Below are 26,849 nucleotides of genomic sequence, written 5' to 3'. Positions count from 1 at the left end.
GGGGCCGATCGCCCGGTCGAATCCTGGGGCCGGCCGTCCGGCTCGGTCGCCCGGTCTGACGCCCCGGCCGCCCGGCCGCCCGGCTACGGCCTGAGCGCCGTCGCCAGCTGGGCCCGTGAACGCACGTCGAGCTTCTGGTAGATCCGGGTCAGCCGCGCCTCGACCGTCTTCACGCTCAGGTACAGCTTCGCCGCCGCCTCCTGGTTGCTGGCGCCCTGGCCCACCAGGCGGGCGAGCCGCAACTCGGCCTCCGTCAGCGAGGAGAGCGCGGGCGGCGACTCCTCGCCCGCCGAACCGCTCCCGGGGTTCTCGCCGGTCACCCCCGCCGGGGTCTCGCCCGCGAGGGCCAGCCAGGGGGCCGCCCCGGCCCGCTCGAACACCGAGGCCGCCGCCTGCAGCGCGCTCTGCGCCGCCGACCGGCGCCGTCTGCGGCGCTCCACCCGGGCGAGGGCGATCAGCGCCCGGCCCCGTTCGAGGGGCAGCCCGGCCCGTCCGAAGGCCTCGGCCGTGCGGGTCAGCAGCTCCGCCGCCTCGTCCGTCCGCCCCTCCGCCGCGAGCCACAGGGCGTACGCCCGGTCGCAGCCCAGCAGGACGGTGGCCCGGCCGAGCCGGGCCGCGACCGGCCGTACCTCTTCCAGGAGTGCCAGGGCCTCGTCGCCCGCGTCGTGGGCGAGCAGCGCCTCGGCCAGCTCCTCGTGCCAGCGCAGCATCGACGGGTCCACGGTCGACTGGGCGCGCTCGTCGGCCTGGACGCGCCGCAGCGTCTCCAGGGCGGCGGCCACGTCGCCGTTGATCAGCTGGACCCGGCCGAGCGCGTACCGGCTGCGGGAGAGGAAGACGCGGTCGCCCTCCTCCTCCGAGGCCTGGACGCTGCGCCGGGCGTAGCTCGCCGCCCGTGCGAAGCTGCCGCCCGCCGTCTCCGCGAGGGCGAGCGCGTACCAGGCGGGGCCGGGGGAGAGGCCCGCCTCCAGGGTGAGCGCGAGGGACTGACCCGCGTGCGCGAGCGCGGCGGAGCAGGGGCCGATGCGGGACTCGACCTCGGCGAGGGTGCGGAAGAGCTCGATCGCGTCCTCGACGGAGCCGCGTCGCTGCACCAGCGGGAGGAGCGCGCCCAGTTCGTCCCGGGCGTCCGTGAGCCGGTCGTCGAAGAGGGCGTGCCGGATCGTCAGGATCTGTGCGGCGTTGCGGATGCCGAGCGGACGCTCGGCCAGCTCCAGGGCGCGGGCCTGCGCGAGCACGGCGTCGGCGTCCGGTGAGCCGAGGGCCCGTTCCATCCGGGCCTGGACGGTCAGGGCCTGCGCCGCCGTGCGCGGATCGCCCATGGAGGCGGCGAGCGCCGCCGATTCGACGGCCGCCGTCCGCGAACGCTGCGGATCGCCGTCCGCCAGCACGTACTTGACGGCGAGCCTGAGCTGTACGGCGGCCCGCAGCGCGGTGTCGCCCTCCGAGTCCTCCATGGCGTGGACGTACATCTCGTCGAGCCCGGTCAGCCCCTGGCCGGCCGTGTCGAGCACGGCGAGCCGCGCCCTGACCCGGTCGGCGGGGGCCGCGTCCCGGGCGAGCAGATCGGTGGCGGCCCGCATCGCCAGGTCGGCGCGGGCCGCCCGGGCGGCCTCCTCCGCGGCGTCGACGAGCCGTGCGATCCGGCGGGTGCCGTGCCGGCCCGGCGTCGACTCGGCTGCGAGGAGGGCCAGTTCGGCGGCGAGCGCGCTGTTCCCGCGCCGCCGGGCCAGGTCGGCGGCGGCCGCGACCTCGGCGGCGAGGTCCTCGTCCGGGCTGTCGGTGGCGAGCGCCCGGTGCCGTACCGCCTCCACGGTGTCGTCCACGACCTCCGCGAGGGCCGCGTGTCCGGCGCTCCGCTCGGCCCAGCAGGCGTCGTGGACCAGGGTGGAGGGCAGCAGTCCCGCGGTGAAGGTCACGGAGCCGTCCTCGGCCAGCGAGACGAGCCCGGCCCGCTCGGCCGCCGCGAGGTCCGCCTCGGCGTTGGGCCGTCCGGCCCGCCGTACCAGCGTCGACGAGGGGCGCAGCGCGAGGGCCGCGAGCAGCAGGGTCTCGCGTACGGCGAGGGGCGCGGCGCCCAGGAGCTGCCGGGCGAGGTCGCGGGCCCGCCCGGAGAGCGTCAGGGCCTCAGCGTGGTGCACCGGGGTCCGCGCGTCGGCGAGGGAGCGGCCGACGGCGAGCGCGAGCCGCGGGTTGCCGCCGCTGGCGCGGTGGATGCGGCCGGCCATCCGGGAGGGGAGGCGGTGGTGGATGAGGAGTTCGGCGATCTCGTCGGCGTGCAGCGGGGGGACGAGCAGCACGTCCGCCTCGGACGGCACCCAGAGGTGGGCGGCCTGCGGGTCCTCGGGGCGGTGGGGTGCGCGGTGGGGCGCGCCCGCCTCGCCGTACGGCTCCGGGGTCTCGACGGCCACCACCCGCAGGGCGGGCGGTGCCAGGTGGAGGGCGAACCGCAGCAGGTCCGCGCTGTCCGGGTCGACGTGCTGCACGCCGTCGACGACGAGGAGGACGGGGCCCCGGCAGGTCAGGGTGCGCAGGATCTGGGCGATGCCGAGCCGGAGCGCGATCGGGTCCCAGCCGCCCGCGTCGATCGGTGCCTCGCGGCAGAGCATGGCGACGGCGGTGCGCTGGGGTCCGGGCAGCTCGTCGAAGACCCAGGACGTCTCCTGCCCGGTGGTGACCGGTCCCGGCCAGGTCACGGTCGCCGCGACCGAGGCCACGAGCGCGGCGGCCGACGCGCCGGGTATCTCGCGGTCGGACGGGAGGGTCGCCAGCCACAGCACGGTCTCGCCGCGCGCCTCGGCGCGGTTCGCCTCGGCGAGCGCGACCTCGGTCTTGCCGACGCCGGCGGGTCCGGTGAGCAGTGCGCGGCCCCGGGTGCCGAGGGCGCGTTCGAGCCGGGCGAGGAGTTCCTCGCGGCCCACCGGCGCGGGGGGACCCCCCATGCCCGCGGGACGCAGGCCGAGGTACGGAGCTGTCGTCACTGTCCACCACCTCCGGCGCTCGGGCCCCCGGCCCATGAGCCCCGTGGGCAGAGAATACGGAGCCCACCGGCGGAGTCCAGGCCCCTTGTCCGGCATACGGACAGCGAGCCCCGCCGGATCGGCTCGCCACCACGCCAGGACGCGCCCGTGGTGTAGACCACGAGCGCGTCGCTGACCAGCAATGATGCTGATGTGGGGGGTGGGTCAGAGGTGGATCAGTGGTGCGTCAGAAGGTGAGGCTCCACGTGTTGATGTAGCCGGTGTCACCCGAGGCCACATCGCGGACCTGGAGCTTCCAGGTGCCGTTGGCGACCTCGCTCGACGCGTCGACCGTGTACGTGGTCACGACGTTGTCGGCGCTGTCCGAGGAAGAGGACGCCTTGAGGTTGCGCACCGTACCGTCCGGGGCGACCAGGTCGATGACCAGGTCCCCGCGCCAGGTGTGCTTGATGTCCACGCCGACCTTGAGGGCGGCGGGGGCGTTGCCGGTGCGGCCTGTGACGGCGATCGAGGACGACACGGTGGCGTTGTCGGCGATCGTGACGTCGGTCGCGTTGGTGAAGACGGTGCCGGTCGGCGGGTTGGTGGTGCCGGTGACGGCGTCCACGGTCTTCGCGGTGTCGGCGATACCGGTGCCGCAGCCGCCGGTGCAGGTGCCGGGCAGCGGGCGGGCGTTGGTCTTGATCGCGGTCTCGATCTCGGCCGGGGTGAGGGTGCTCTTGGCCGACTTCAGCAGGGCGGCGAGGCCGGCGATGTGCGGCGCCGCCATCGAGGTGCCCTGGTAGGGCTTGAAGTTCTCGGCCGACGGGGTCGTCGTGCCCGCGTTCAGCGTGGAGTAGATGCCGTTCTCGGGGGTGGTGACGGTACCGGGCGTGTCGGTGGAGCGACGGGTCTCGCCGCCGGGCGCGGCCACGTCCACGATGGTGCCGAAGTTGGAGTAGTACGACCGGTTGCCCTCACGGCTGGTCGACGCCACGTTGATGACGTTCGCGCAGTTCGCGGGGGTGAAGCCGGAGGCGTTGGCGTTGCTGTTGCCCGCCGCGACGACGACGGTGGTGCCACGCGAGACGGCGCCGTTGATGGCGGTCTGGTAGACGCTCGGGCAGGTGGAGCTGGCGCCGCCCAGGCTCAGGTTGACGACCTTGGACGGGTTCGGGTTGGCGGGGACGCCCGGGACGGTGCCGCCGGAGGCCCAGGTGATGGCGTCGGCGATGTCGGAGGACGAGCCGCCGCACTTGCCGAGCACCCGCACGGGCTGGATCTTCGCGTTGTACGCGATGCCCGCGATGCCCTTGGTGTTGTTCGTGACGGCGCCGATGGTGCCGGCCACGTGGGTGCCGTGCCAGGAGGAGTTGGACGCCTTGGAGCCGAGACCGCACTCGTTGTCGGTGGCGTTCCAGTCGCCCTCGTCCTTCGGGTCCGCGTCGCGGCCGTTGCCGTCGCGGGCGTCTGCGGAGGTCGAGATGAAGTCGTACCCGGAGACGACGTTGGCCGCCAGGTCCGTGTGGGCGGCGTAGCCGGTGTCGATGACGGCGACGGTGACGCCCGAGCCGGTCGTCTTGTCCCAGGCCGCAGGAACGTTCATGCCACCGGTGGGCTCGAAGAGGTCCCACTGCTTGGCGTAGTCGGTGTCGTTCGGCGTGACCGCCATCGCGTAGGCGCGGATGTCGGGCTCGACGGAGGCGACGGACGGGTCGGCGCGGAACGCGTCCATGACCTCCGTCAGGTCCTGCTTGGTGGCGCTGTCGCCCAGGTCGACCAGGGCGCCACCGCCGGCGAGGCGACGCTCGAAGGAGAGCTTCTCGCCCGTCTTCGCGGCCTTCTCGGCCGTGTCGCCCTTCGCGGCGGTGTTGGAGCCGGCCTCGGCCGCCTGGCTCTTGTAGGTGACGATGACCTTCTCGACCGGGGCGCTGGGGAGCGCCCGCATGGTCTGCGAAGCCGGTGCGGGCTTCGGGGTGGCAGCGCCCGGGGCGGCGGCGATCGCCCCGGTCGTGGCAGCGGCGCCGAGGATCGCGGCGCTCGCGACCACGGATATGACTCTCCGCCTGGAACCGTTCAAGGTGTGGCCCTTTCGAGTACGACGTAACTGCGGAGCAGTGGCGGCGGCGCGGGACACACGGGGCGAAGTGGGGTCGCGGTCCGGCAGTCCCTGGGCTTGGGGGGCCCGTGCGCCGCCACCGGCGCGACGGCCCGGGTCAAGGCCGTCACCGGCGGACGCCACCCTCCTCATGCACCTGTCAGGGTGCGTTCGGGGGATGATATCTGCCGGTGCGGAGGACAGTAGGGAACGGGGGGGTGAACCCGATACGGGGAAAACCCTTGTCACCCCTCACAGGGCGGTGGGGGGTCGGTGAGGGGAGGTCCGACCGCGGCGCGCGGAACGGAGGGTTCAGCCCAGTTCGAGCGTCGTCACACCGAAGACGCGCTCGTGCGGCACCGGCCGGACCGGGCCCGTGTACATCCGTGCCGTCTCGAACGTCGGCTCGAGCCCCCGCTCCTCGGCCAGCCGGGCCGCCGCCGGGTTCGACTCCGGCATGTCGACCGCGATCCGGGCCGAGCCGAACTCCCGCGCCTCCGCGGCGAGCGCGTCGAGCAGGGCGGCCGCGTCGGCCGGGGAGTCCGCGAACAGTGGCCCGACCCGCGCCTCGTCCCGCGCGGGGCGGACCACCCCGTATCCGGTCGGCCGCCCGTCCACGACCCTGACCAGCGCGCGGTGGCCGGGCGTGGTCAGCCAGGCGGAGAGGAACCGCGGCCGGTCGGCGTGGTGGCAGGCGCTGTCGTACGCGGCGAGGGCGGCCGGGTCCACCGACGCGGCGGCCACCACACCGGCCGGCGGGCCGTCCGGAGCCGGGACCCCGCCCACGTACCGCGCCGTGCGGTACGCCGTCGCGAAGCCGGAGCGCCGGTAGTTGTCCTGCTGCGCGGGCACCCCGTCGAGCCCGACGGACCGGTCGCCCGCGTGGGCGAGCGCGGCCCGCCAGGTCGCCAGACCGTGACCGAGACCGCGGAGTTCCGGGCGCACGAGGTAGAAGCCGAGGAAGGCGTACGCGTCGTCGTAGGTGACGACGGAGATGGCGGAGACCGGCTCCCCGTCGACCCGGCCGAGGAAGAACCCCCGGGGGTCCTGCGCGAAGAACGCCGGCGCGTCCGAGAGCCCGGGGTTCCACCCTTCCTCGGCGGCCCAGGACCGCACCAGCTCCCACTCCCGTGCCGTGGCGGGGGAGACGGAGAGCGAGCCGGAGGAGACGGAGGCCATGGGGTTCCCTTCGACAGCCGGGAGCGGGCGGGCGCCTGGACGGACAACGGGCCGCGCCCGGACCGAAAACCGGGCAAAGCGCGCCGAGCATAGCGCCGCGCGCGTCCCGGCCCGCCCACGGCCGATCGATTCCGGCCGCGCTCACCGGCGGGCGTGCCGGCCCCGGCGGCGGGGCCAGAGGCCCCGTGCCCTCAGTGGACGAGACGCAGGCGCGGTCCGGCGACCGTGAGGCGGACGGTCTGGCCCCACGTCAGCTCCAGCGCGTCCGACTCGACGCCGTCCCCGAACGCGACCAACCGGTCCGACTCGACGGTCAGGCGCAGACCCTGGCCCGGGTCGAGGAGGCCCTCGACCCGGCTGGTGCCGGTCGTCGGCGAGGGCCAGGCCTCACGGACGAACCAGGCGAGCCGGGCGTCCGCGGGCGCGGGCAGGGCGAGGGAGCTGGAGCGCTGCTCCCACAGGGACCGAAGCCACCCCGTGGCCCCCGTGCCGGTGCCGACGAGCACGCCCGAGGAGGCCTGGGGCTCGGGCGACACCTCCGTCGCGTCCAGCTCCAGCGTGTAGCGCGCCGTCTGGTGCCCGGGCGGCCCGACGTAGATCTCGTTCAGGGCGAGGAGCCGCTGGGCGTCGTCGGTGACGGCCTCCACCATGGTCAGTTCGTCGACCGTGGCCCCGGCCCCCGCCGCGTACGGCAGCAGCCGGCGCGCCCGGTCCGCGCGGTGGCGGACCAGAACGCCCGGATTGCGCCCCGGGTCGGCGTCGATCCCGATGACGGGCTGCCCGGTCAGGTACTTCGCCGCGTTGGCGACGAGACCGTCCTGACCGACCACGACCACCACGTCCTCGGGGCCGAACAGGAACCGGTCCAGGTCGGCCCGCTCGACCCTGGTCTGCCGCCACGTCAGCGGCACCGCGCCCGCCACCTCGGCGAGCGCCCGGCGGGTGCGCTCGTGCCGCTCGCGCACGGCGTCGACCGAGCGGCCGCGCGCGGAGAGGAAGAACGCGGCCTGGCCGTGCGTCCCGTGCCGGGCGAGCAGCTCCTCGTACTCCGTGGTCCGGTGCACGAGCACCGCGCGCGGCGCGAGGCTCACGGTCGCGCACCGCCCTCGCCGAGCCTGGCGAGTAGCCCGGTCAGCACGTCCGGCGAGAGCGTCAGGTGCTCGATCCTCGGGAGGTTCTCGGCCGCGCGGGTCACCGCGAGGGCGTGCAGGGTGGCGGGTTCCACCTCGGTGTGCGCCCGCAGCCACGCGGACTGCGCCCCGGCGCGCGCCTCGCCGACCTCGCGCGCCGCCTCCGCCTCGGCCCGCGCGAGGCGCACCGTGCGCACGGCCTCCGCCTCGGCGCGTACCGCGTCGGCGGCGGCGTTCTCCTCGGCCTCGCGGCGCGCGTTGGTGCCGCGCTGCTCGACGAGCCGCTCCTCCTGCCGGGCCAGCTCGATCTTGCTGGCGAGCTCGTTCTCCGCGATGGCGCGTTCACGTTCGACGGCGACCGCGCGGCGTTCGTACGTCGCCCGGTCGGCCTCCTGCTGGATCTGCTCGCGGGCGGGGGTCCGCAGCGCGCGTTCGACCTCGGGTTCGGGGCGGATGGCCACCACGCGGACGGCGACGACCTCGATGCCGGTGGCGGGCAGGCGCGGCTCGTCCGCGAGTCCCTCCGTGACGCGGTCCCGGACCGCCGCCACCCCGTCGACGAGCGCCTCGGCCAGCGCGGTGCGGGCGAGGACGTGGAGGGCGTGCTGCTGCGCGGTCTCGGTGAGCAGGGTGGCGATCTGCTCCAGCGGGGCGCCGCGCCACGCGCCCGTGTCGGGGTCGATGGAGAAGTCGAGCCGGGTGGCCGCGGCGGCCGGGTCGCCGATCCGGTAGGTGACGGTGGACTGGACGCTGACGTCCTGGAAGTCGGCGGTGCGGGCGTGGAAGGCCATCGCCAGTTCGCGGTCGTTCACCGGGACCTCGGAGAGGGCGGCGGTGAGCGGCCGGAACCAGAAGCTCAGCCCCTCGCCGTCGTGCACGAGACGGCCCCGGCGCTGGAGGCGGATGTGTGCGGTGGGCGCGGAGCGCAGATGGCGCCAGCCGGCCCGCCGGGTGATGTCGGCCATGAGGAATCCCCCTTGTCGTCAGGTTGACGATAGTGGGCTTCCCGGGTTGTCGTCAAGATGACGAATTCAAGGTCATCTCGGCCTCGCGGCCCCTCGGTCCGAGTTCGGCGACCCGGGGCGCCGGTACCGTCCGCACCCCCCAGTGGGCACGCGCGCGGAGGGAGCCCCGGCCGACGGCCTCCGGCGCCGTGGCCGTCGCGGACGGAGCCGGCTCCGGTTCCCTCGCGGGCTCGGCGGGTGCGCCCTTCGTCAGCAGGACTACGCCCCGTGCCGCGACCAGCGAGGCGCCGGCCGCCACCAGCCAGCCCCACGCGCCCGCGCGGAAGGTCTCGCCGAGCAGCGCCACCCCGATGATCGCGGCGGCCGCCGGGTTGGAGAGGTTGACGACGGCGAGCGGCGCCGCGAGGCCACCCCGGTAGGCGGCCTGCGAGAGGAGCAGTCCGCCCGTCGCGAAGCCCGAGATGAGGACCGCGAGCAGCGCGGTCTGCCACCAGACCGGCTGGCGGCCCGGAAGTTCGAGCGCGAGCGCGGCCGTCAGCGTCTGGGTGAGCGCGGAGGCGACGCCCGAGGCGATCCCGGAGGCCGTGGCGTGGCCGAGCCCGCGGGAGGCCCGGCCGCCGGCCCCGTCCGGACCCGCCCCGCGCGCACCGCCGTGCTCGCGTCCGTGCAGCCGTCCCGAGGCGAGCGCGGCGATGAGCAGCGCCGTCGCCGCCGCGACGACCAGGGCCTCGCGCAGGCTGAGCGCCTCGCCCGGTGCGGCCGGTCCGGTCACGGCGACCAGACCGACGAGACCGGCCAGGGTCCACAGCGCCCCGCGCCACTCGGTGCGGGTCACGCGCCGGCGTGCGGCGTAGGCGCCCAGCGGCAGCGCCGCCACCAGCGTCAGCGCGCCGAGCGGCTGGACCAGCGTGAGCGGTCCGTAGTGCAGGGCGGCCACGTGGGCGAGGGCTCCGGCGGCGTTGAGGCCGACCGCCGACCACCACTGGCCACGGGTGAGCAGCGCGCGCAGCGCCCCGCGCCCGTCCTGGGCGGGGGAGGCGGCGGCGAGCCGGGACTGGGCGACGGCGGCGAGCGCGTATCCGGCGGCGGAGACGAGCGAGAGGAGCACCGCGACGACGGTGCCGGTGGCGGGGTTCATCGGAGGGCTCCGACCGGGAGGTGGGCCGTACCGAGCGGGTGGGGTACGGGTGGGGGCGCCGTCCGGCGGCCGGGGGCGCGGACGGCGAGCAGGGCGAGACCGAGGATCGCGGCGGCGGCGAGCGCGTCGAACCAGTAGTGGTTGGCGGTGCCGACGATGACGAGCAGCGTCAGCAGTGGGTGCAGCAGCCACAGGACCCGCCAGCGGGACCGGGTGGCGGCGATCAGGCCGATCGCGACCATCAGGGCCCAGCCGAAGTGCAGCGAGGGCATGGCCGCGAACTGGTTGGCCATCGAGTCGCTCTCCGGGGTGGCCCCGTACACCGAGGGTCCGTAGACCCGGGCGGTGTCGACGAGTCCGCCGGCGGCGAGCATCCTCGGCGGCGCGAGCGGCATCAGGAGGTGCAGGGCGAGCGCGGCGCCGGTGACGAGCGCGAGCACGCGGCGCGACCACACGTAGTGGGCGGGGCGGCGCAGGTACAGCCAGACGAGGAAGGCGAGCGTGGCCGGGAAGTGCACGGCCGCGTAGTACGTGTTCGCTGCCCGGACCAGCGGCTCGCCGTGCAGGAGCAGCTGCTGGACCGTCTCCTCGCCCGGCAGGTGGAGCGCCCGCTCGGCGTCCCAGACGCGGTCGGCGTTCCGGAAGGCGCGGGTCTCGTGGCCGTTGGCGAAGAGCCGGCCGAACTTGTAGACGAGGAAGAGCGCGGTGACGAGCGCGAGCTCGCGCAGGAGGGGCGGTCTGGCGGTCCCGCCGCCGTCCCCCGCTCCGCCGCCGCCGTCCGCTCCGGTGGGGCCGGGGGTAGGCGTCATCCCCGGTCCCGCAGGACGTGTCCCGCGTATCCCGCGTATCCCGGCAGCCATCGCGCGGCCCTCTAATCCGTCAAATCGCCAACAAACGGAGTGAGCCTAGATCCGATTTCATCGAGACGCAAGCGTCTCGATACGTTTGCGTCTCGATTGTGCACCCCCTACTCTCGGATGTGCAGAGACAGAGGTGTCCGGGAGGGATCGATGACCACAGAGGCCGCGACCACCGCAGCCCGCCGCAGCAAGATCACGCCCGAGCGCGAGACGGAGCTGTACGACGCCGTGCTCCGCCTCCTGCGCGAGGGCGGCTACGACTCGGTGACCATGGAGGGCGTCGCGGCCCGCACCAAGTGCGGCAAGGCCACCCTCTACCGGCAGTGGGGCACCAAACCGCGGCTCGTCACCGCCGCGCTCGCCCGGCGGCGCTGCGTCGTCTTCGCCGGCATCGACACCGGCACCCTCGCCGGCGACCTGCGCGAGGCGGCCCGCATCGCCGCCTCCCACCGCGAACGCGACGCCGAACTCATGGAGGCCGTCGCCCAGGCCTTCATCCAGCACCCCGACCTGCGCGCCGCGCTCCGCGAGACCGTCATCGCGCCCGAGGTCGCGGCCATCGAGGCGGTCGTGGCCCGCGCGGTCGAGCGGGGCGAGGTCGACGGCGGCAACCCCGCCATCCCGTTCGTCGCCCCCTGCTTCATGGGCATGCTCCGCATCGAGCGGCTCTTCGAGGACCGCTTCACCGACACCTCGACCATGCGGAGCTTCGTCGACGCCGTCCTCCTTCCGGCGCTGCGCGTCGACGGGTGAGTCCCCGACCCGTCCGGCACCCTGGAGCCATGCCCGCACGCAGCCACGACGTCCGCGTCCGCCGCGTCTACGAGACCCCCTCGCCCGACGACGGCGTACGGGTCCTCGTCGACCGGCTCTGGCCGCGCGGACTCGCCAGGACCGACGCCCGCATCGACGAGTGGCCCAAGGCGCTCACCCCGTCCGCCGAACTCCGCCACTGGTACCACGGACCGGAGGGCGCGTACGAGGAGTTCCGCCGGCGGTACGAGGCCGAACTCACCGCCCCCGACGCGGCGGCGGCCCTGGACCGGCTGCGGCACCTCGCGGCGGAGCGGACCATCACCCTTCTGACGGCCGCCAAGGACCCGTCCGTGAGCCACACGTCGGTCCTCCGTCGCGCGCTCGACGGGACGTAGCCCCCGGGCAGCCGGCCGTCAGGACGGATCCCGCCGCAACCGAGGCGCCTCGGCGACGGCGTCGACCACGACGGGACCCCGACCGGTGGTGCCGGCCGCACCGGCGCCAGGACCGGCGGTGTCGGTCACGTCGGCGCCCCGGGCCCCTCCGTCGGTCACGTCGGCGCGCGGGGACCCTCCGTCGGTCACGTCGGCGCCCCGGGCCCCTCCGTCGGTCACGTCGGCCAACTCCCGTGCCCACGAAACGAGTCCGCCGACGTCGATCCCGTACGGCTGCGTGACGGCGCCCGTCGCACCCCCCGGCCCGCTCGCCAGCCGGTCGGCGCCGCGGCGCAGCAGCCGCGCCCCACCCGCCGTGTTGCCGCGCGCGGCGTGGGTCAGCCCCACGGCGAGCTGCGCGAGGCCCTGCCACAGCTCCCGTTCGGACTCAGGCCCGCCCTTCCAGGCGTCCTCGAAGACCTCGTGCGCGTGGAACGGCATCCCCGCGTCGAACAGCCGCTGTGCCTCGCGCAGGGTCTCCTCGGGGCTCCGGACGACACCCTCGGGCTGCCGGGGCACGCCCTCCGCCCCGTACGGCAGCGGCCGCCCGAGCCCGTCGCGGGGACGGGCGCTACGGGCCCGCCCCTCCTCGTCGCGGTCGCGGCCACGGTCACTCGCTGTCCGGTTCACCCACCCATTGTCGCCCCCGCGACGATCAGGAACGCTAGGCTCGTCGGTCCAGCGCAAACCGGTTCCGCCCCGCCGCGCTGGCCCGCGACGCGCTCGGCGGGCACGCGGACGCGCCGTTCTGCCGCGAACTGTGGACGGTGACCTCAGGGAACCCCTACGAGACCGTCGAACTGCTGGCCAAGGCCCGCGACCGGATGGTCGAACCCGTCGCCGGATCCGCCGGACTGCTCCGCGGTCTCGGCGCGGGTGCGCGCGGCGGCGGCCTCGTCGCCCGCCTGGAGGAGCTCGGGGCCGGACCCACCCGCCTGGCCTGGGCGATAGCCGTCCTCGGCGCCGACAGCACACCGGAACTCCTCGCGGCGCTCACGGGCACGTCCCCGAACGAGGTGGCCGACCACACCGAACGGCTCCGCCGGGCCAGGATCGTGGCCCCGCCGCACCCGTCCGCACCGGACGACCCGCTGGAGTTCGGGCACCCGCTCATCGCCACCGCCGTGTACGGATCGGTGTCCCCGGCCGTCAGGACCGCCCTCCACGGGCGCGCCGCCTGGGCGCTCACCGAGGCGGGCCACAGCCCCGCCGCCACCTCCCGGCACCTCCTCGAAGTGCACCCCGACGAGGACGAGAGCGTCGTCCGGCTGCTGCGGGCCGCCGCCGTCGAGCACCTCGCCGTCGGAGCGCCCGACGCGGCCCGCCGCTGTCTGGACCGGGCCCTCGCCGAACCGCCGCACCCGGACACGTACGCCGCCGTCCTGTACGAGCTCGGCTGCGCGTCCCTGCTCACCGCGCCCGCCGCCACCGTCCGGCATCTGCGCTCCGCGCTCGACCTGCCCGGCCTGGACGACGCCCTCCGGATCGACGCCACCCACCGGCTCGCCCAGGCGCTCGCCCACAACAACCAGCTCCAGGAGGCGGCGAGGACGGCCGCCGCCGGGGCCACCCGGACCCCGCCCGGCACCGGTCGCCGACGCCTCCAGGCCGCGCACTTCATGTTCGAGGGGTTCCAGGCCGCCGAGGAGAACGGCATCGGCCGCTCCCGCCGCCTCGACGAACTCACCGCGGAGTTCACCGGCGCCGACAACTCCGAGCGGGCCCTCATCGCCGTCCGCGCCTTCGACGGGATGCTCCGGGGCGAACCCGCCGCCGAGGTCGTGCGGCTCTGCGACCTCGCCCTCGTCGACGGCGTACCGGCCGCCGGGCTCGGCTGGACCGACCTCATCTGGGGCTTCGAGATCCCCGCGCTCACCGGCATCGCGTACGCGTTCGCCGACCGGCCCGACCGTGCCGAGGCCCTGTTCGGAGAGGCGGTCCGGGCCTTCGAGATCTCCGGCTGGAGCGGCGCCCACCTGGCCTTCGCCCACACCCTCCTCGGCCTCGTCCACCGGAGGCGCGGAAACCTGTCGGGCGCACAGCACTACCTGGAGGAGGGCCTCAGGCTCGCCGACCGGGTCGGCACCGGTCTCCCCGTCCACTGGGACACGGCCTGTCTCCTCGTCGACACGCTCCTCGCCCGGGGCCGTACCGCCGAGGCACGCGGCGTCGCCGACCGGTACGCCTTCGGCCCGCCCTGGCCGGGCGCGGTCGTGCTGCCCGACGGACCGAGCGTCCTCGGTCGGCTGCTGCTCGCCGAAGGCCGGCGCGAGGAGGCCGTCCGTACCCTCGAAGCGGCGGCCGAGGCGCTGACCGTCCGGGGCCGGCACCACGGCATCTGGGCCCCCTGGCCCTTCGAGCTCGCCCGGGCGCTCGCCGGCACGGACCCGGACCGCGCGGCCCGGATCGCCGCAGAGGCCCACGTCCACGCCGAACGCCTCGGCACCCCCACGGTGATGGGCGAGGCCCTCCGCTGCCTGGCCCTCTTCGCCGAGCCCGCCGAGGCCCGCGACCTCCTCACCCGGGCCGTCGCACACCTGGCCGAGTCCCCCTCCCGCTACGAGGAGGCCCGCGCCAGGCTCGACCTCGCGCACGCGACGGGCTCGGCCACCGCCCTCGCCGAAGCGACGTCCCTGGCCGCCGCCTGCGGCGTGGACACCCTCACCTCGGACGCGGTGACAGCCCGTGCGTCATCCCGCCCTCCGGAGTGAGGTAATGTTTTCCCTGCACGCAGCCGCGGGGGCGACCCGGCGGAGACGGGCATCGGGACGTGGCGCAGCTTGGTAGCGCACTTGACTGGGGGTCAAGGGGTCGCAGGTTCAAATCCTGTCGTCCCGACCATGCGGAAACGCGGGTCGGAGGCCGTTCTCTCATCCATGAGAGGACGGCCTTTCGTGCGTCCGGGGCCGTGGTGGTCGCAGTGTGGTCGCACGCCCGCGCCGGGGCTGGTTCGCCGGGGTGCTGGTGGCGGGTGGCGCGGGGGAGCGGAGCTTGTGGAGGGCTTCGCGGAGGCGGTGGAGGTGGTCGCTCGGTGGTCGCAGCCATGCGGGCTGGTCCGTACGGCTGGCCGTCTGCTGGGCGCCGCTGAGGACGTGGTCGATGGTGTCGACGGCCTGGTGCGCGGCTTGTTGGGTGAGGTGGCTGTAGAGGTTCGCGGTGGTCGACAGGGTGGAGTGCCGCAGCGTCTTGGAGACCACGGTCAGCGGGACGCCTGCGGTGATGGTGATGGTGGCGGCGAGGTGGCGCAGGTCGTGGACGGTGACCCGGGGGACGCCGGCTTCCTCGGACAGCCGGTGGAGTCGGTCGAGCACCAGATGCGGGCCGAGCGGGCGGCCGTCGGGTCGGCAGAAGACCAGCCCCGCGAACGGATTGTTGGGGTCTCCGCGGGTCTGGGCTGCCGAGCGTGCCCGGCGGCGGAGGGCTGTGGCGACGCGGGGTGAGATGGCGATCCAGCCTCTGCTCGACCGGGTCTTGGGCGTGGTGATGACGAGGCGGTTGTTGTCGATGGCGGAGAGTGTGCAGCGGATGTAGAGCACGCCCTCGTTGAGGTGGACGTCGTTCCAGTGCAGGCCGAGGGCCTCGCCCTTGCGCATGCCGGTGCCGATGAGGACCTCGAACAGGTCGGCCATCTCCGGGTCGGCCTCGTGGCAGTGAGCAAGGAAGCGGGCCGCCTCCTCTGCGGTCCAGGTCCGTCGTTCCGGTGACGGCGGCCGGCGCAGGACCGGGGGAGTAGCGGGGTTGCGGGGGAGGCGGTGCTGGCGGACGGCGTCGCCGAGCGCGCTGGAGAGGGTGGCCAGGCACCGGTAGAGAGTGGTGCGCCCGCGGCCTGCGGCGAGCTGACCGGTGACGAAGGCCGCGATGTGCCGGTGCGCGAGCTGGTCGAGCTTGAGGGTGCCGAACGCGGGGACCAGGTCGTTGCGCACGTAGTCCCGGTACCGGGCCATCGTCGTCGGCTTCAGCACCAGCGCCTTCGCCGCCAGCCACGCGTCCAGGTAGGCGGCGACAGTCTGGTTCGGATCCGCATCAAACCCGCCAGCCTCACCCTCAAGGAACCGGCGCAGTGCCTCTTCAGCCGAATCCTGGCTGGCGAAACCACCCCGGCGCACCGTCGTCCGGTGACGGTCTGGGGCAGGGACGTCGACGGCGAAGCCCCAGGTCCCGTGGGCCCCGTCGGTAAGCAGGTGAGGACAGCGGGCACCTACCTGGTGACGGTGGGTGTCCCGGCAGCCACACCGACGGTAGACACGGCCTCGGCCGGCACTGGTACGCATGGCGATCGCCTCCACGAGGCGGAGAAAGATCCGACACCCTCAGCGTGCGACCACACGCGACCACCACGCCCGTCAGAGAAACCGTGACCAGCGAATTTCCCTTGTCTGCGCGCCAAGGGACCCGCAGACGCTCAGTAGATTCTTCGTCTGCGGGTTCAGGAGGCGTACCGAGGTATGGAGGTAGCACCCGTGGTAGCGACGGTCACGTCGGCAATGCCGTTCGTGCCGACCGAAGAGCCTTGCGCCGCCTTCGATTGGTCCCGCGAATTGACCACCAGCTCGGCCGGTAGGCTTGCCACCACTGCGGCAGGTACCAGAGGTCATCCCTGACCGTGTCCACGAATGCCCGGTGAGCCTCGCCGACTTGATCGGCTGCCTTCCAGAACTCACCCTCGTCGCCAGAGACTAGGTCGAACATGCCGTTGACTGCGGTGAGCACAGCGTCGGCTGCCTCGAGAGGCTTCGGGTTCGCGACGACTCGCAGGTCCATGTACGTCTGGAGTGTCTCGGTCAGCAACCGGTGAAGGGGCTCCACCATCCCTTGCGCCTTCCTGGGGCTGATCCAGGCGGGGAATACGACCTTCACGAGCAGCCGCTGATGTTGAGCTTCGACCATCGCGGCTACGGTCGCCTGCTGGAAGCGGGCGTAGACCTGGCGCCGTTCTTCCCGGCCCCCGAGCTTGGTCCCTGTCTGCGACATCAGCTGCTTGGTGACGGCGCCTACCAGGGCGCGTGATGCTGCGGAGGCGGCGGCTCCGACTGGTTCGACCATGCCCGCATCAAACACCAGTTCGTCCACAGGGCGCAGCGGAATCGATGATCCATCTGTGGAGCCAGCAGGGGGTATGCCGACTGTCAGTGCCGTAGGGCATGCTGCCTGCTGTCACACTACGTTCAGAGGAGTGCAACGTGACCATGGCCAACACCCAGCCTCAGGGCGGCGGAGGCGGACAGAGTGGAGCCGGCGGTTCGAGCGGGAGCGGCGCAGGAGGAACCTCTGAAACGACCCGGGACTACCCGAGGAAGCTGACACTGAAGAGCCTCACGGCTGGCGCGAATCCGCGCAAGAAGCCGAAAAGTGGCGGCGCGTGACTGCCGGGAAGGTCGCGGCGGAATTCATCTCTCAGCAGCTGACGTATGTCCGGGCGCGCCGCGACAACATCGAGGCGCGGGCGGTTTCGCTCATTACCACGTCGGGTGCTGTGGCCAGTATCGGACTCGCTTTCTTGGGAATCCTGGCGCCGGGACGAAAGCTCTCGACTGCTCAGCTCGCCAGCGCATCCTGCGCGCTCACGGCCTTCATCTTCGCCTGCATCTGCGGACTCTTGGTGGTCAAGCCGCGCACCGCACCCGACGTCATCGAACCGAGTGATCTCCGAGTGATCATCGCTGAGGAACACTGGGAAGCCCCCGAGGGGCAGGCTCAGCGTGTCATTGCGGACGCGCAGGTGGACGTATTCGAGGAGACGACCAAAGCGATCAATGAAAAGGGAGTGTGGTTGCGCCGCGGATTCATATTGGAGGTGGCTGGGATTGCGCTCTTGGGCATTACAGTCCTTCTGACAATCCGCAACCGGTGATGCCCTGCTGCGAGATCCGCGATCCGACACAATGAGGCTGTGATCAAGGAATTGACGGTCATCCGGTGGTCACAACCGCGATGGCCGCCTACTCGCTCAGCATGAAGCCCTTCCCGTTCCGCTCCTGGGCGCGCCGCGGCATGACCGCCGCCGACTACCGCCGTGCTGTCGAGAGCACAGGCAGGCCACTGCCCTCTGGGGTCTCGCTGACCTGCGCAGATCTGCCACGCATCATCGGCTCAATGGTGCAGGTAGTGCGTCACGGGGACCAGCCGTCCGGCTGGCCCTGCGCGTTCGTGAGTTAATTCAGCGAAACGCTTGTTCGATACCGAAGACGAGTTGGTGGGCTTGGGGCCATCCAGCCTCGATGAAGATGTCGCAGATTTCGCGTAGGGCAGTCAGGTTCTCAGGGACCCTCAGAATGTCTCGATGGTCGGCGAGGATGCGTTCCGCAAGCTTGACGCACGTGCTGACAGCGAGGCTGTCTGCCGTGTAGCCGCTTTGGGTTCCTGTCGTGGTGAGGATGTCCCGCACGCCGGTGAGGCCCTGCTGTGGGCGTTGATCCAGGACGTGCTCGTAGACCTGGACGAGATGGTGGGTGACCTTTGCGATAGGGACCGCCATGAGTAGGTGCATCAGTGGCGTGGCTTCGTCGACGAGTCCGACCTGCTCCTCTGTGGGCTGGCCATCACCGGAGTCACCTGGCTTGGTGGCCGCGTAGATCTGGAGAGCGATGGTGTCGGCTAGGAGGAGTTGTGCCCGCAGGTCTTGCTGCTCGGCGTCCGTCAGTGCTTGGGTTCGCTCGAGTAGAGATGTGATCCTGGCCATGGCTGGCTCAGCCAGCTGAAGGTACAGGTCCAGTGCCCGTGTCCTGACTGCGGGATCGCTGTCGACGAGCGCCCCGCGCAGGTTATGGACGCACGTCAACCATGGTTCTGCGCCCGGCCACTGTTCTGCCATGTGCGTGACAGCGCTGCCGGCCTCGGGCAAGGCGTGGTGGACCCACAGGAGCCCGGCTGTTGTTGCACACGTGGCTGCCGCAGAATTCCGGTTGGCCGTTGGGACGATGCGTGCCGTTACGCGGGTGAGCAACTCCATTCCGCGGCCCCAGTTACCCATGGAGCGGCAAGCCGCATCGACTGTCGCGCCGAGTACGGCCTCGTCGTCGTCCTGGTCGGCCAAGCGGTTTAGGAGCTCCCAGGCGAGGGTTGGGTCAGTGTGGTGGAGATAGCTGGCCGCCCGGGCGACGGTGAGTCTGATCCAACCAACGGGATCTGCGGCGAGTTCTTGAAGGGCTGATGTGAGCTGCGGGCCGTACTGCTCTGGCAGGCGGCTGAGCTGGAGCAGGCCGCGTGCGGCGTCGCCGCGGGGGCCTTGGGGGATGAGAGTGTCGAAGTGGGCGTTTTCCGTGGTGGGTTCGGGTCGTCGATGTACAGCGAAGGCCAGCAGCATGTCCCGGGCCTGTGTCAGCATGTGGCCCGGGGTTTGTGTGTTGCGTGTCCAGATTTCCGCGGCTCGCGCCAGGAGGTCTTCCGATTCGTCGCGGACGGTGTCTGGGAGAGCACCGAGCATGCCCCACAGCTCGGTGGCTTCGGGGAAACTGGACGTGATCTCTGATACCTCAGGGACGCCGTTGAGATGGCGGTCGGTGAACTCGCGCAGCACCGTGATGAGGGCCCGGGCAGCCACGGTTGAGGGGGCCTCGTCTGCGCTGGAGCCCGCGGAATTCGGCTCCCATGGGCTTGGGTCTGTGGCAACCCAGCCATCCCAGTCACCCTGCTCGAGTGACCGGTCAGCCGCTGGATCAGGATGGTTCGTGGACAGGGAGTCAGCGAACGCGTGGTAACGCCGGGTCGCTGTGGCCGCTTCGGGGTCATCTGAGCCGACGTCCGTGGGCTTCAGGGCTTGGACGGCGTCCTTGAGAGCGGCTGACTGCTCCGGATCGAGGTCGGGATGGATTGCTCGGATGAGTGTCGCCGCGGCGCCGAAGAGGTCGGGGACGGTCAGGTGCGTCGCCATGGTGGCGGGCTGTTCGAAAAGCGCCTTCCGCAGAGCGGGGTTGTCGGCTGCTGCCAGCAGGATGCGCCGCCACACACTGGCAGCGTGCGGCGCGGATGCTGCGGCTCCGACGCTGGCTTGAGAGTGATCCTCGTTCGCCCCGGAAGCGTGCCTCTGGAAAGTATCGAGTAGTTCCGGAAGATCCCGTCCTGCGGGACTGAACGGGAAGTCCCACCGTCGTGAGTCATCGACGATGATCTCGACAGGGTTGCAGGCGAGTCGAACCGTCACGGTCGGGGCGTCTGGGCGCTCCGTGAGGCTGAGCCTGCTGAGGATCGACAAGGCGACCGCGATGTTCCACCGCAATACGTCCGGGAAGCTTTGGACCAGGCTGTACTTGGATGCGTCGAAGTCCTGTTGTCGGGTGGATTGCAGGGTGAGGACAGCTCCAGAGCCCATACGTGTGGCTTCGGATGACGTCTCCTTGTGGCTCAGCACTGCCACGTACAGGTCCTCGACCATTCCGGGCACCTGATCGATCAGTCGCTCGATGCTGTCCGTCAGGGCGAATAGGTCGTGGTAGCCGCGTTCGGAGAGTTGCTTCGGGTCGATGGCCCGGCGAAGCAGAGCCTCCGTTGCCGCGGGGTCGCTTGCTGCGGTCTGGATGACGGCGGTGATCGCCAGTCGTGCCCCGGATACGGGTGGCTGGCCCCACAGGTACTCCATCAGCCGGCGTGCGGCGAGGCCGCACGCCCGCTGATGCTCGGGCACCAGGGCTTGGTACTGCGGAGCAAGGTTTCGGACCAGGTCTCCCAGAGCCTGGAGGGCCGCCGCGGGATGGTGCGAGAGTCGTTCGGCGATGGCCGCCCATACCCCTGCCCCAGGAAGCGACGGGTCGGCGACTCGGATGGAGACGGCGATGGCCGCTGCCTGCAGGAGGCGCTGCGCCGCGGGGATGGCGCTCGACGTGGCTTCGAGCAGGGGTTCGAGGTCCGCAGTGCTTCGCGTATTGCGGGCCATGACCTCGGCGGCAGCGGTCATGGCCATCGGGCTTATTCCCGGATCGGCGAGCTTCAGGACCAGCTCACAGAACACTGCCGGCCCCTGGTTCCAGGCCATGTCCAGGTACATGTCGATGCTGGGACGCGCGAACAAGAGGAGATCTGGGTCATCCTGTAGGCACTCGGGCAGGCCCCCACTAAATGCTTCGAAGTGCACCAGTGCGACCGCGTAGTCGAAGAGCACATGGTGCGCGAACTGCAGGGGCCCCCGACCGGGTCCGCCCGCGATGCTAGGCGCAGAGGTGAGGACTGACCGAGACAGCAGCGATTGGAGGACGGTGCCTGCAGCAGTGTCGCCGGACAGGATCTGTTGGGCGGGCACAGCCAAGCGCCGTTCGCGCACCGCGTTTGCGCACAGCTTTGCGAGCAGGGCCTCTCGGGCACTCCCATCCTGGCCCTCGCTGATTCGGCTCTGCCAATAGCGGCTCAAGAGATCGAGCCGACTGCCAACGCCAGCGAGCCCGGCAGGAGATACACCGTCCTGGAGCAGCTCGGCGGCCAGCCGTAGATTGAACGGGTTCCGAAGAAGGCGCCGCTGGTGGTCGTCGGAACTGTCGATCAAGTCTCCGAGCTCAGGAAAGATGCTGCTGACCTGTGCGACTTCCTCGTCGTCCAAATCATCCACTTCAGCTGGATCTGCAGGGAATGCCGTGCGCAGCTGAGGAGAGTGGGACAAGTCCCAGGTGCGGATCGAAGCAACGACCCGCCAGTGCGGCAGCCGACGGCCCACGTCCTTGATGATCGACCTCCAGAGCCCGGAGGATGCATCAGTCCGCGCCGCGTCGAGAGCGTCGATGACAAGCAGCCCAACCTCACCTGGGGACCACTGGGCCAGGACATCCAGGAGCGGGTGTTGGAGTCCCAACTCGGACTGCAGGCTTCCAGCGCTGGTCGCTGCAAGGCTGCCCACCTGGAGGAAGAGCACGGGGCGCTGAGCATCACGCGCCGTCGACGCAATCTCGTGGAGGATGACAGTCTTGCCTGTGCCGGGGCCGCCCACAACGAGGAAGGACTCCGCCAAGGACCGTTCGGCAAGCCCCGAGGCCGAACTGCGGCTGATCGATACGGCTCCTCGTGGCGCGGGGACCGTGGTGAGTCCGCTGCTCAGCTGCTCGATGCTCACGTCGGTGACGTGCGTCAGCCGGACCACGTCCGCCCTGAAGTTCAGCAGTGTTGCGAGAGCTACCCCACTCACGATGAGTGACTCCTGCAGTTGCTCCAATCCCGCCGCCCCGTGATTGATGGCCAACTGCCTGCAGGTGCTGAGCAGGACATTCCATGCAGCGGTTGCCTGCCCGGCCTCGGCGATCACAGATGCGCGAAGCCGGTCGAGAACTCCTACTTCAGCTGCGCCCCCCACCTCCACATCGAGAGTCCACACGTAGCACTGTCTCAAGAAGCCTTCCAGCTCAGAAGCAGAAGGCGCTGTGCCGCGCTGCTGTTCCCACTCCCTTGCCACATGAGTAGTGAACGCCTTGTGCGCGGACACCTGTCTTGCGTTGAGCTGGAGAGCGGCGATGTCGGAGCCGACCGGGCTGTTCCTCAGCCGCCGGAGAGCCTGTTCAAGGTCGTTCCTGACTGCCCCGGAAGCCTCTGAAGTTGTCACGAGGACAAGGCGGTCATCATCGTGCCCAGGTAGCAGGTACTGGGCAACGAACTGTCTTACGGTTTTGGCTAGTTCGCTGGTCTTCGTGCTGCCCAAGGTGATGGATCGTTTGGCTTGGAGTGCCAGGGTGATGCCATCGGTGGTGTGTACCCTGCAGTCGTCGACAGGCTCGCCGGTCTCGCACGCGACCTGCTCGACCGCGCCAGTCCACAGGCCCTGCACCGGTGCTGCGGCCTCGCTGGCGAGGGTGGCGACGGCGAACCATGCAGCGACGCGGTCCTGGAAGTCAAAGCCGCCAGCTCCAGCGCTACCACCCGCGTCCGAGCGCGCTGACGAGTTCTCGTTCACAGGCCGCTCCTCGATCTGTTTCACCCGGAGTGTCGACTCTATCTCCGCCGCCAGAAGAACTACCCGGTGCCGGCGTCGAAGGCTGGCAGATCGATGGACCCAACCGTGTGCATCGCCCTGGTCGAGGTTCGTCCAGGAGTGCAAACGCTGACCATCGCCTACCGCAGGGCAACGAGAGCCCGAATTCGGCCATCCTGCCGATTGCCGCATACCAACCCCAGCTTCGCACAGCACACACCGAGCTGGCTGGATACGTGTCGAACTCCTGACCGGCGGCACTGTTCACAGGCAGGGCAGGCAGTTTGGCGCCCAATGAAGTGACTTATTCGAGGCAATGTGTGCGATGTGCTGCGATGCACGCGGCCCTATCCGTTTCCGTCATGCTTCCTCATCTCGCTGCTCTGTGTGCATGAGTGATCGCAGACTGTCCCCTGGCTGTAAAACGACAACGTATGACGAGGGGGAATGGTGGCTTCGGAACTGGACGTGATGGCAGTGGCTGTGCCAGCGGCGAGTGCCGTGGCGGCGGAGATGGCCAGGGGCGGTTGGTTGTCGTTGCGCGGAGCCCTGGCGCGGTTCTTCAGGCGGGACGGGGAGTCGTCTGTGGAGCGGCAGCTGGAGCTGCTGGATGCGGCGGAGCAGACCCTCGCCGAGGCGGCAGAGGAAAACCGCGACGATCTGCGCAGCCGGCTGGAGCAGCGGCTCGTCCTGCAGGTTGCTGCCTATCTGGACCGCTATCCCGACATGGGTGAGGAACTGGCGGTGCTCCTGCCCGCCCCGCAGGACGACGCACCGTCGGAGGGCGCCCCGGTGTTGACCGCGCAGAACAACACCAACAGCCAGATCGTGCAGGCGTTGGGCAACCTGGACGCGGGCAGTGGGGGCATCAACTACGGGGTGCCGCCACGCAACCCGAGGGCGTGAACGGGCCGTGACCTCGTCCACTGTGCCGCCCGACAATCGTGTGTCCCACGGAGGGATTCACGCCGCCAACAACACCTACTCGACTCTGCTGCAAGCTGGGCGGGACATCAACCTGCACCAGCAGGAGCCTTTGCCCACCGAGCCCGTGCCACCGGCGGAGATCGACGCGGTCCGCCGTGCCTGGGTCGCCGAGAACGGCGAGGGCAAGGAGATCGCGACCGCCCCGGAAGTGCTGGCGATGCTCGGCCTGGACGAGCGCGTAGTCGTGATCGCCGGCCCGCCCGGGACGGGCAAGACCGCAGCGGGACTGCGCGCCCTGTCTGAGCTGCGGCCCGTCCTGCCCGGCAACAGCGGGCCCAGGCTACGGCTGCGCCTTGAGCACGTATTGCCGGACTGGGAATCGGTTGAGAAAGACAAGTTCTTGCTCCCCGCCGAGCATGGCCGGGGGTACCTGCTTGACGTTTCGGGCGAGAGCATGCGCTGGGAGAAGCCGGACGTCACGGCCAGGAAGTTCCTCGGACACGCCGAGATCCTGCGGAAAAGAGGTTCCTACCTTGTCGTGGTGGCGGGTGAGCGCGGCTGGCCCGAGAACGACCCGGTCCTGGGGCGCACCGTCGTTCGCGCCGTCCACGCACCCCCGGGGGACCGGATCGCGCGGCGCCACATTGAGCAGATCTATCCGTGGGTCGCACGCCGGGGATGGTTGCAGGAAAGTGTCCGGGACGTCGACAGGCGGGGCGAGGAGAGCGACGGTGAGGACCGTCGAGCCCCGCTCGATGATCTTCTTCGCGCCGACATGCATCCGGGCGACGCCGCGGCACTCGCCCGTGAACTCAGCCGCATCAGTGAATCGGGCGGCACGGTCAAGGACGCCCGCGACCTCGTACTGCGCTGGCGTGAACGAGTCAGCACCGTCTTTCGCGAGACACAGGACAGCGCGGATGATCGGGCGTTGCTGCTGGCGGCCATCATGCTTGAAGGACTCAGCCCCGCCGAAGTGCTGGCCGGGGCGCGTCTGCTGCTCAGGGACCAGAAGACGCGCGGCATCCGGGACATTCTCACGGGCCGTGACCTCGTCACCCGGTTGGAGGCGGTCCAGGCGAAGAGTGACGGGCAGCGCGTCTCCTTCAGCCACCTGCCCGGATACCCGGCCGCGGTGCTGCGGCACTTCTGGCGCCAGCTCAGCGACATCCAGCCCAGCCTGATCCAGTGGGTCAAGCAGCTCACCGCCCCCAAGGGGCTCGGTGCCGGACGGATCCCGCAGATCGCAGATCTGCTCGCCCAACTCGCCGTCGACGAAAGCGATCTGCGTCCCCTGGACGTCGCCCAGTCATGGGCCACCGCGAGCGACGCCGGGCAGGACGGCGCCGCCCGTCTGCTCGCGCGCGTCGCCAGGGACCCCGCCCTCGGGCCGGAAGCCCGTACGAAACTGCGATCCTGGGCCGGCCAGGAATCCCGGGCCAACGCCACCGTGGCCGCGGTGGTGTGCCAGGGGCCCTTCTCCAAGGAATACCCCCGCCAGGCGCTCACCTGCCTGCGCTGGGTCCTGGGCCGTGGCGAACACGACAGCGCCGTATCCCTGGCGGAAGAGGTCCTGCGCGCCATGGGCTCGGACCTCCGGCTGCTGCCGCGCGTGTGGGACACGGTCAACAAATGGCTGACCGAATACAAGCAGCCGGACGATCGCAACCATCTCGCGGCACGCCGCGCAGTCCTGTCTCTGCTCCGTCCTTCCGCCGAGCACCCTGCCGCGATCCTGCTGCTGGCCAACGCCCTGGAGCACTCAGACACAGCCGACGAGCTGGTGCAGGGATGGTCCGCCGCCCTGTCCGTGCCGACGCTGGAAGCATGGTGCGAGGAGGTCCTCACCGCCTGGGCCGAAGCCGTGGCCGACGGCGTTCTCGACGCCGACGCAGTGGTCGAGGTACTCAACCGCGTCATCCGCGAGCACTGGATGACCGGTCCGCTGTCCACCTTCATCGCCGGACGGGCCGGCACGGGATACACCTCACAGTCGGTCGTCGACCTGCGCGAGCGCCTAATCCTGCGATGGAACGACCCCCGGCCGACGCCGCCCGGCGGCCAGATCCAGACGCCGCTGGGCCCCGCAATTGCCTCCGAAGACGATTCCGCCCTTCGCATCGGGACGGAGGACGCGACATGAGGCACGGCTTCAAACGGGCCCGCCGTAAGCGACTCCATCGGGAGATCGACGCCTTCTCCGCAGTGTTGCGCAGCAGCCGACCTGGCATTTACTACACCGCCACCATCCAAGCGACCCTGGCACCGGAGCCCTCAGGCTCCTATGACCCGGACGAGATCGCCGACCGTGTCCGCACCGCCCTGCGTACCACGGCGGCAGCTGCAGTACGCGACCAGGACCCAATCGACCTCCCCGCCGCACAAGACGCCTGCGCACGGCAATTGCGCCAACCTCAGGAACTCGGCCTTCCGGACGGTGCCACCGTCACCGCCTCCGTCCAGCTCGAACTCGCGGACGAGGACCGTGCCGCGGTGAAGGAACTGCTCACTGCCATACGCGCTCAGGCAGCCACAGACACCCTCACGAGGCAGCGCGCGGAAGCCCTCGCCCAGGAACTCGCCCACCCGGCAGCCCTCCTGGCTCGATGGCTCCAGCAGCCCGATGCCCAGATCACCCAGCCGCCCGCTGACGCGGAGCTGGAAGCGCTCGCACGACGGCTGCGCGGCTACCCGAAGGATCACGACGAACCCATGGAGCGGCAACTCCTGACCATCCTGCGAGATTTCCTCGCCGAGTTCCCCAAAGAGGAACAGAAGCGACTGCTGGTGATACTCCTGGCCAACGGGATGCGCGCCGCCCGGAAGCCCGGTCATGCCGACCAGGTCGAAGCCCTGCTGACACCGCCGCCGGCGACCAGTGAGACCAGGCCCACTGCCACGGACGCATCGTGAGCGCCCGGCACACGACGTTGTGGCGTCTCCTTCTGTCCCCGCGAACCAGCTGGCGTGCGCTGCTCCTGATGCGCCGCGCCCGCGCCCGCGCACACGCCTCGCCTCCCCAGCAGCTGTCGTTCGACGCCGCCTGGCGACAGGCCCGGGTCCAGCGCCACCCGGGCGACTCCCACTACCTCCTGCACGGCCACGGAGACCGTGCCTGAACCCGGGCTAGGCGTTCCTGGGTGGGGCTCGACGCTTGCTACACGCCGAATCGGACAGCGCGCACGGCCGCTGCGAGGCATGAGGCTGGGCCCGGACGTGAGTTGGGGACCAGTTGGGGACCACACGGCATGCGCGATGGTGCACGACGGGCCGTTACGTGCACGATATTCGCCCGGATTAAGTCTGTAATATCCAGAAAATGCCCCTGACCCTTACTCCTGGGGGTCAAGGGGTCGCAGGTTCAAATCCTGTCGTCGAGTCGAAGGAGTCGTAGATCTAGGGGCCGCTTCAGAGAGATCTGAAGCGGCCCCTCGATCGTTTTTCGGGATGTTCTGGGACCAGCACCCGACCCGCCGGCCCTCGTGGTGAATCCAGGACGGTCGGAGCCTCACGGCCCGTA

General features: G+C 71.2%; 18 protein-coding genes, 1 tRNA gene and 1 pseudogene. 9 read left to right on the top strand and 11 right to left on the bottom strand.

Annotated features, from left to right (window positions below):
- Positions 1-83 precede the first annotated feature (83 nt).
- From ACRRSS_RS23255 to ACRRSS_RS23225, 7 genes are all read right to left on the bottom strand, one after another.
- On the bottom strand, positions 84-2,942 hold the full coding sequence (locus tag ACRRSS_RS23255; RefSeq protein WP_435975404.1) for an AAA family ATPase: 2,859 nt from the start codon (positions 2,940-2,942) through the stop codon (positions 84-86).
- Positions 2,943-3,207: 265 nt separating this feature from the next.
- The gene (locus tag ACRRSS_RS23250) at positions 3,208-4,908 is read right to left on the bottom strand and encodes a S8 family serine peptidase (protein WP_435975403.1); all 1,701 of its coding nucleotides are present in this window, start codon (positions 4,906-4,908) and stop codon (positions 3,208-3,210) included.
- A gap of 462 nt (positions 4,909-5,370) precedes the next feature.
- On the bottom strand, positions 5,371-6,237 hold the full coding sequence (locus ACRRSS_RS23245; protein WP_435973061.1) for a GNAT family N-acetyltransferase: 867 nt from the start codon (positions 6,235-6,237) through the stop codon (positions 5,371-5,373).
- Positions 6,238-6,428: 191 nt separating this feature from the next.
- On the bottom strand, positions 6,429-7,328 hold the full coding sequence (locus ACRRSS_RS23240) for a hypothetical protein (RefSeq protein WP_435973060.1): 900 nt from the start codon (positions 7,326-7,328) through the stop codon (positions 6,429-6,431).
- On the bottom strand, positions 7,325-8,332 hold the full coding sequence (locus ACRRSS_RS23235) for an SPFH domain-containing protein (protein ID WP_435973059.1): 1,008 nt from the start codon (positions 8,330-8,332) through the stop codon (positions 7,325-7,327). The genes ACRRSS_RS23240 and ACRRSS_RS23235 overlap by 4 nt, the downstream gene beginning before the upstream one ends.
- Positions 8,333-8,384: 52 nt before the next feature.
- Complete coding sequence (locus ACRRSS_RS23230) at positions 8,385-9,470, bottom strand: DMT family transporter (protein ID WP_435973058.1); 1,086 nt, start codon at positions 9,468-9,470, stop codon at positions 8,385-8,387.
- The gene (locus ACRRSS_RS23225; RefSeq protein ID WP_435973057.1) at positions 9,467-10,279 is read right to left on the bottom strand and encodes a phosphatase PAP2 family protein; all 813 of its coding nucleotides are present in this window, start codon (positions 10,277-10,279) and stop codon (positions 9,467-9,469) included. Before ACRRSS_RS23225 ends, ACRRSS_RS23230 begins: the two co-directional genes overlap by 4 nt.
- Before the next feature lie 201 nt (positions 10,280-10,480).
- Here ACRRSS_RS23225 and ACRRSS_RS23220 point away from each other — a divergent pair, with 201 nt between their 5' ends.
- The gene (locus ACRRSS_RS23220; protein WP_435973056.1) at positions 10,481-11,083 is read left to right on the top strand and encodes a TetR/AcrR family transcriptional regulator; all 603 of its coding nucleotides are present in this window, start codon (positions 10,481-10,483) and stop codon (positions 11,081-11,083) included.
- A 29-nt stretch (positions 11,084-11,112) separates the two neighbouring features.
- Positions 11,113-11,481, top strand: a complete 369-nt coding sequence (locus ACRRSS_RS23215) for a DUF488 domain-containing protein (protein ID WP_435973055.1) — start codon at positions 11,113-11,115, stop codon at positions 11,479-11,481.
- Positions 11,482-11,685: 204 nt separating this feature from the next.
- Here the strand turns inward: ACRRSS_RS23215 and ACRRSS_RS23210 are convergent.
- Positions 11,686-12,150 (bottom strand): annotated as a pseudogene (locus ACRRSS_RS23210) (DUF309 domain-containing protein); the annotation flags it as partial.
- Positions 12,151-12,287: 137 nt separating this feature from the next.
- On the opposite strand from ACRRSS_RS23210, the gene ACRRSS_RS23205 reads away from it, so the two are divergent.
- Both ACRRSS_RS23205 and ACRRSS_RS23200 read left to right on the top strand, forming a co-directional pair.
- Positions 12,288-14,231, top strand: coding sequence for an ATP-binding protein (locus ACRRSS_RS23205; RefSeq protein ID WP_435973054.1), 1,944 nt, complete (start codon positions 12,288-12,290; stop codon positions 14,229-14,231).
- Positions 14,232-14,284: 53 nt separating this feature from the next.
- Positions 14,285-14,361 (top strand) — tRNA-Pro (locus ACRRSS_RS23200).
- A 29-nt stretch (positions 14,362-14,390) separates the two neighbouring features.
- Here the strand turns inward: ACRRSS_RS23200 and ACRRSS_RS23195 are convergent.
- Complete coding sequence (locus ACRRSS_RS23195; RefSeq protein WP_435973053.1) at positions 14,391-15,791, bottom strand: tyrosine-type recombinase/integrase; 1,401 nt, start codon at positions 15,789-15,791, stop codon at positions 14,391-14,393.
- A 202-nt stretch (positions 15,792-15,993) separates the two neighbouring features.
- Positions 15,994-16,590: a hypothetical protein gene (locus ACRRSS_RS23190; RefSeq protein ID WP_435973052.1), complete on the bottom strand. Its 597-nt coding sequence runs from the start codon at positions 16,588-16,590 to the stop codon at positions 15,994-15,996.
- A 289-nt stretch (positions 16,591-16,879) separates the two neighbouring features.
- Between ACRRSS_RS23190 and ACRRSS_RS23185 the strand changes: the two genes are divergently transcribed.
- The gene (locus ACRRSS_RS23185) at positions 16,880-17,371 is read left to right on the top strand and encodes a hypothetical protein (protein WP_435973051.1); all 492 of its coding nucleotides are present in this window, start codon (positions 16,880-16,882) and stop codon (positions 17,369-17,371) included.
- A 306-nt stretch (positions 17,372-17,677) separates the two neighbouring features.
- Here ACRRSS_RS23185 and ACRRSS_RS23180 read toward each other — a convergent pair whose 3' ends face one another.
- Entirely contained in the window at positions 17,678-22,384 is a 4,707-nt protein-coding gene (locus tag ACRRSS_RS23180) for a hypothetical protein (RefSeq protein ID WP_435973050.1), read from the bottom strand.
- 603 nt (positions 22,385-22,987) lie between these two features.
- On the opposite strand from ACRRSS_RS23180, the gene ACRRSS_RS23175 reads away from it, so the two are divergent.
- Genes ACRRSS_RS23175 through ACRRSS_RS23160 form a run of 4 tightly spaced genes read left to right on the top strand, consistent with a single transcriptional unit; the run spans position 22,988 to position 26,448 of the window.
- Entirely contained in the window at positions 22,988-23,308 is a 321-nt protein-coding gene (locus ACRRSS_RS23175; RefSeq protein ID WP_435973049.1) for a hypothetical protein, read from the top strand.
- 7 nt (positions 23,309-23,315) lie between these two features.
- Positions 23,316-25,472, top strand: coding sequence for a hypothetical protein (locus tag ACRRSS_RS23170; protein WP_435973048.1), 2,157 nt, complete (start codon positions 23,316-23,318; stop codon positions 25,470-25,472).
- Entirely contained in the window at positions 25,469-26,242 is a 774-nt protein-coding gene (locus ACRRSS_RS23165; RefSeq protein WP_435973047.1) for a hypothetical protein, read from the top strand. The genes ACRRSS_RS23170 and ACRRSS_RS23165 overlap by 4 nt, the downstream gene beginning before the upstream one ends.
- Positions 26,239-26,448: a hypothetical protein gene (locus ACRRSS_RS23160; protein WP_435973046.1), complete on the top strand. Its 210-nt coding sequence runs from the start codon at positions 26,239-26,241 to the stop codon at positions 26,446-26,448. Before ACRRSS_RS23165 ends, ACRRSS_RS23160 begins: the two co-directional genes overlap by 4 nt.
- Positions 26,449-26,849: the final 401 nt, after the last annotated feature.

The sequence above is a fragment of the Streptomyces sp. Qhu_M48 genome (assembly GCF_051305195.1).
GTDB lineage: Bacteria > Actinomycetota > Actinomycetes > Streptomycetales > Streptomycetaceae > Streptomyces.
This window is presented reverse-complemented; position numbering and strand designations above follow the sequence as displayed.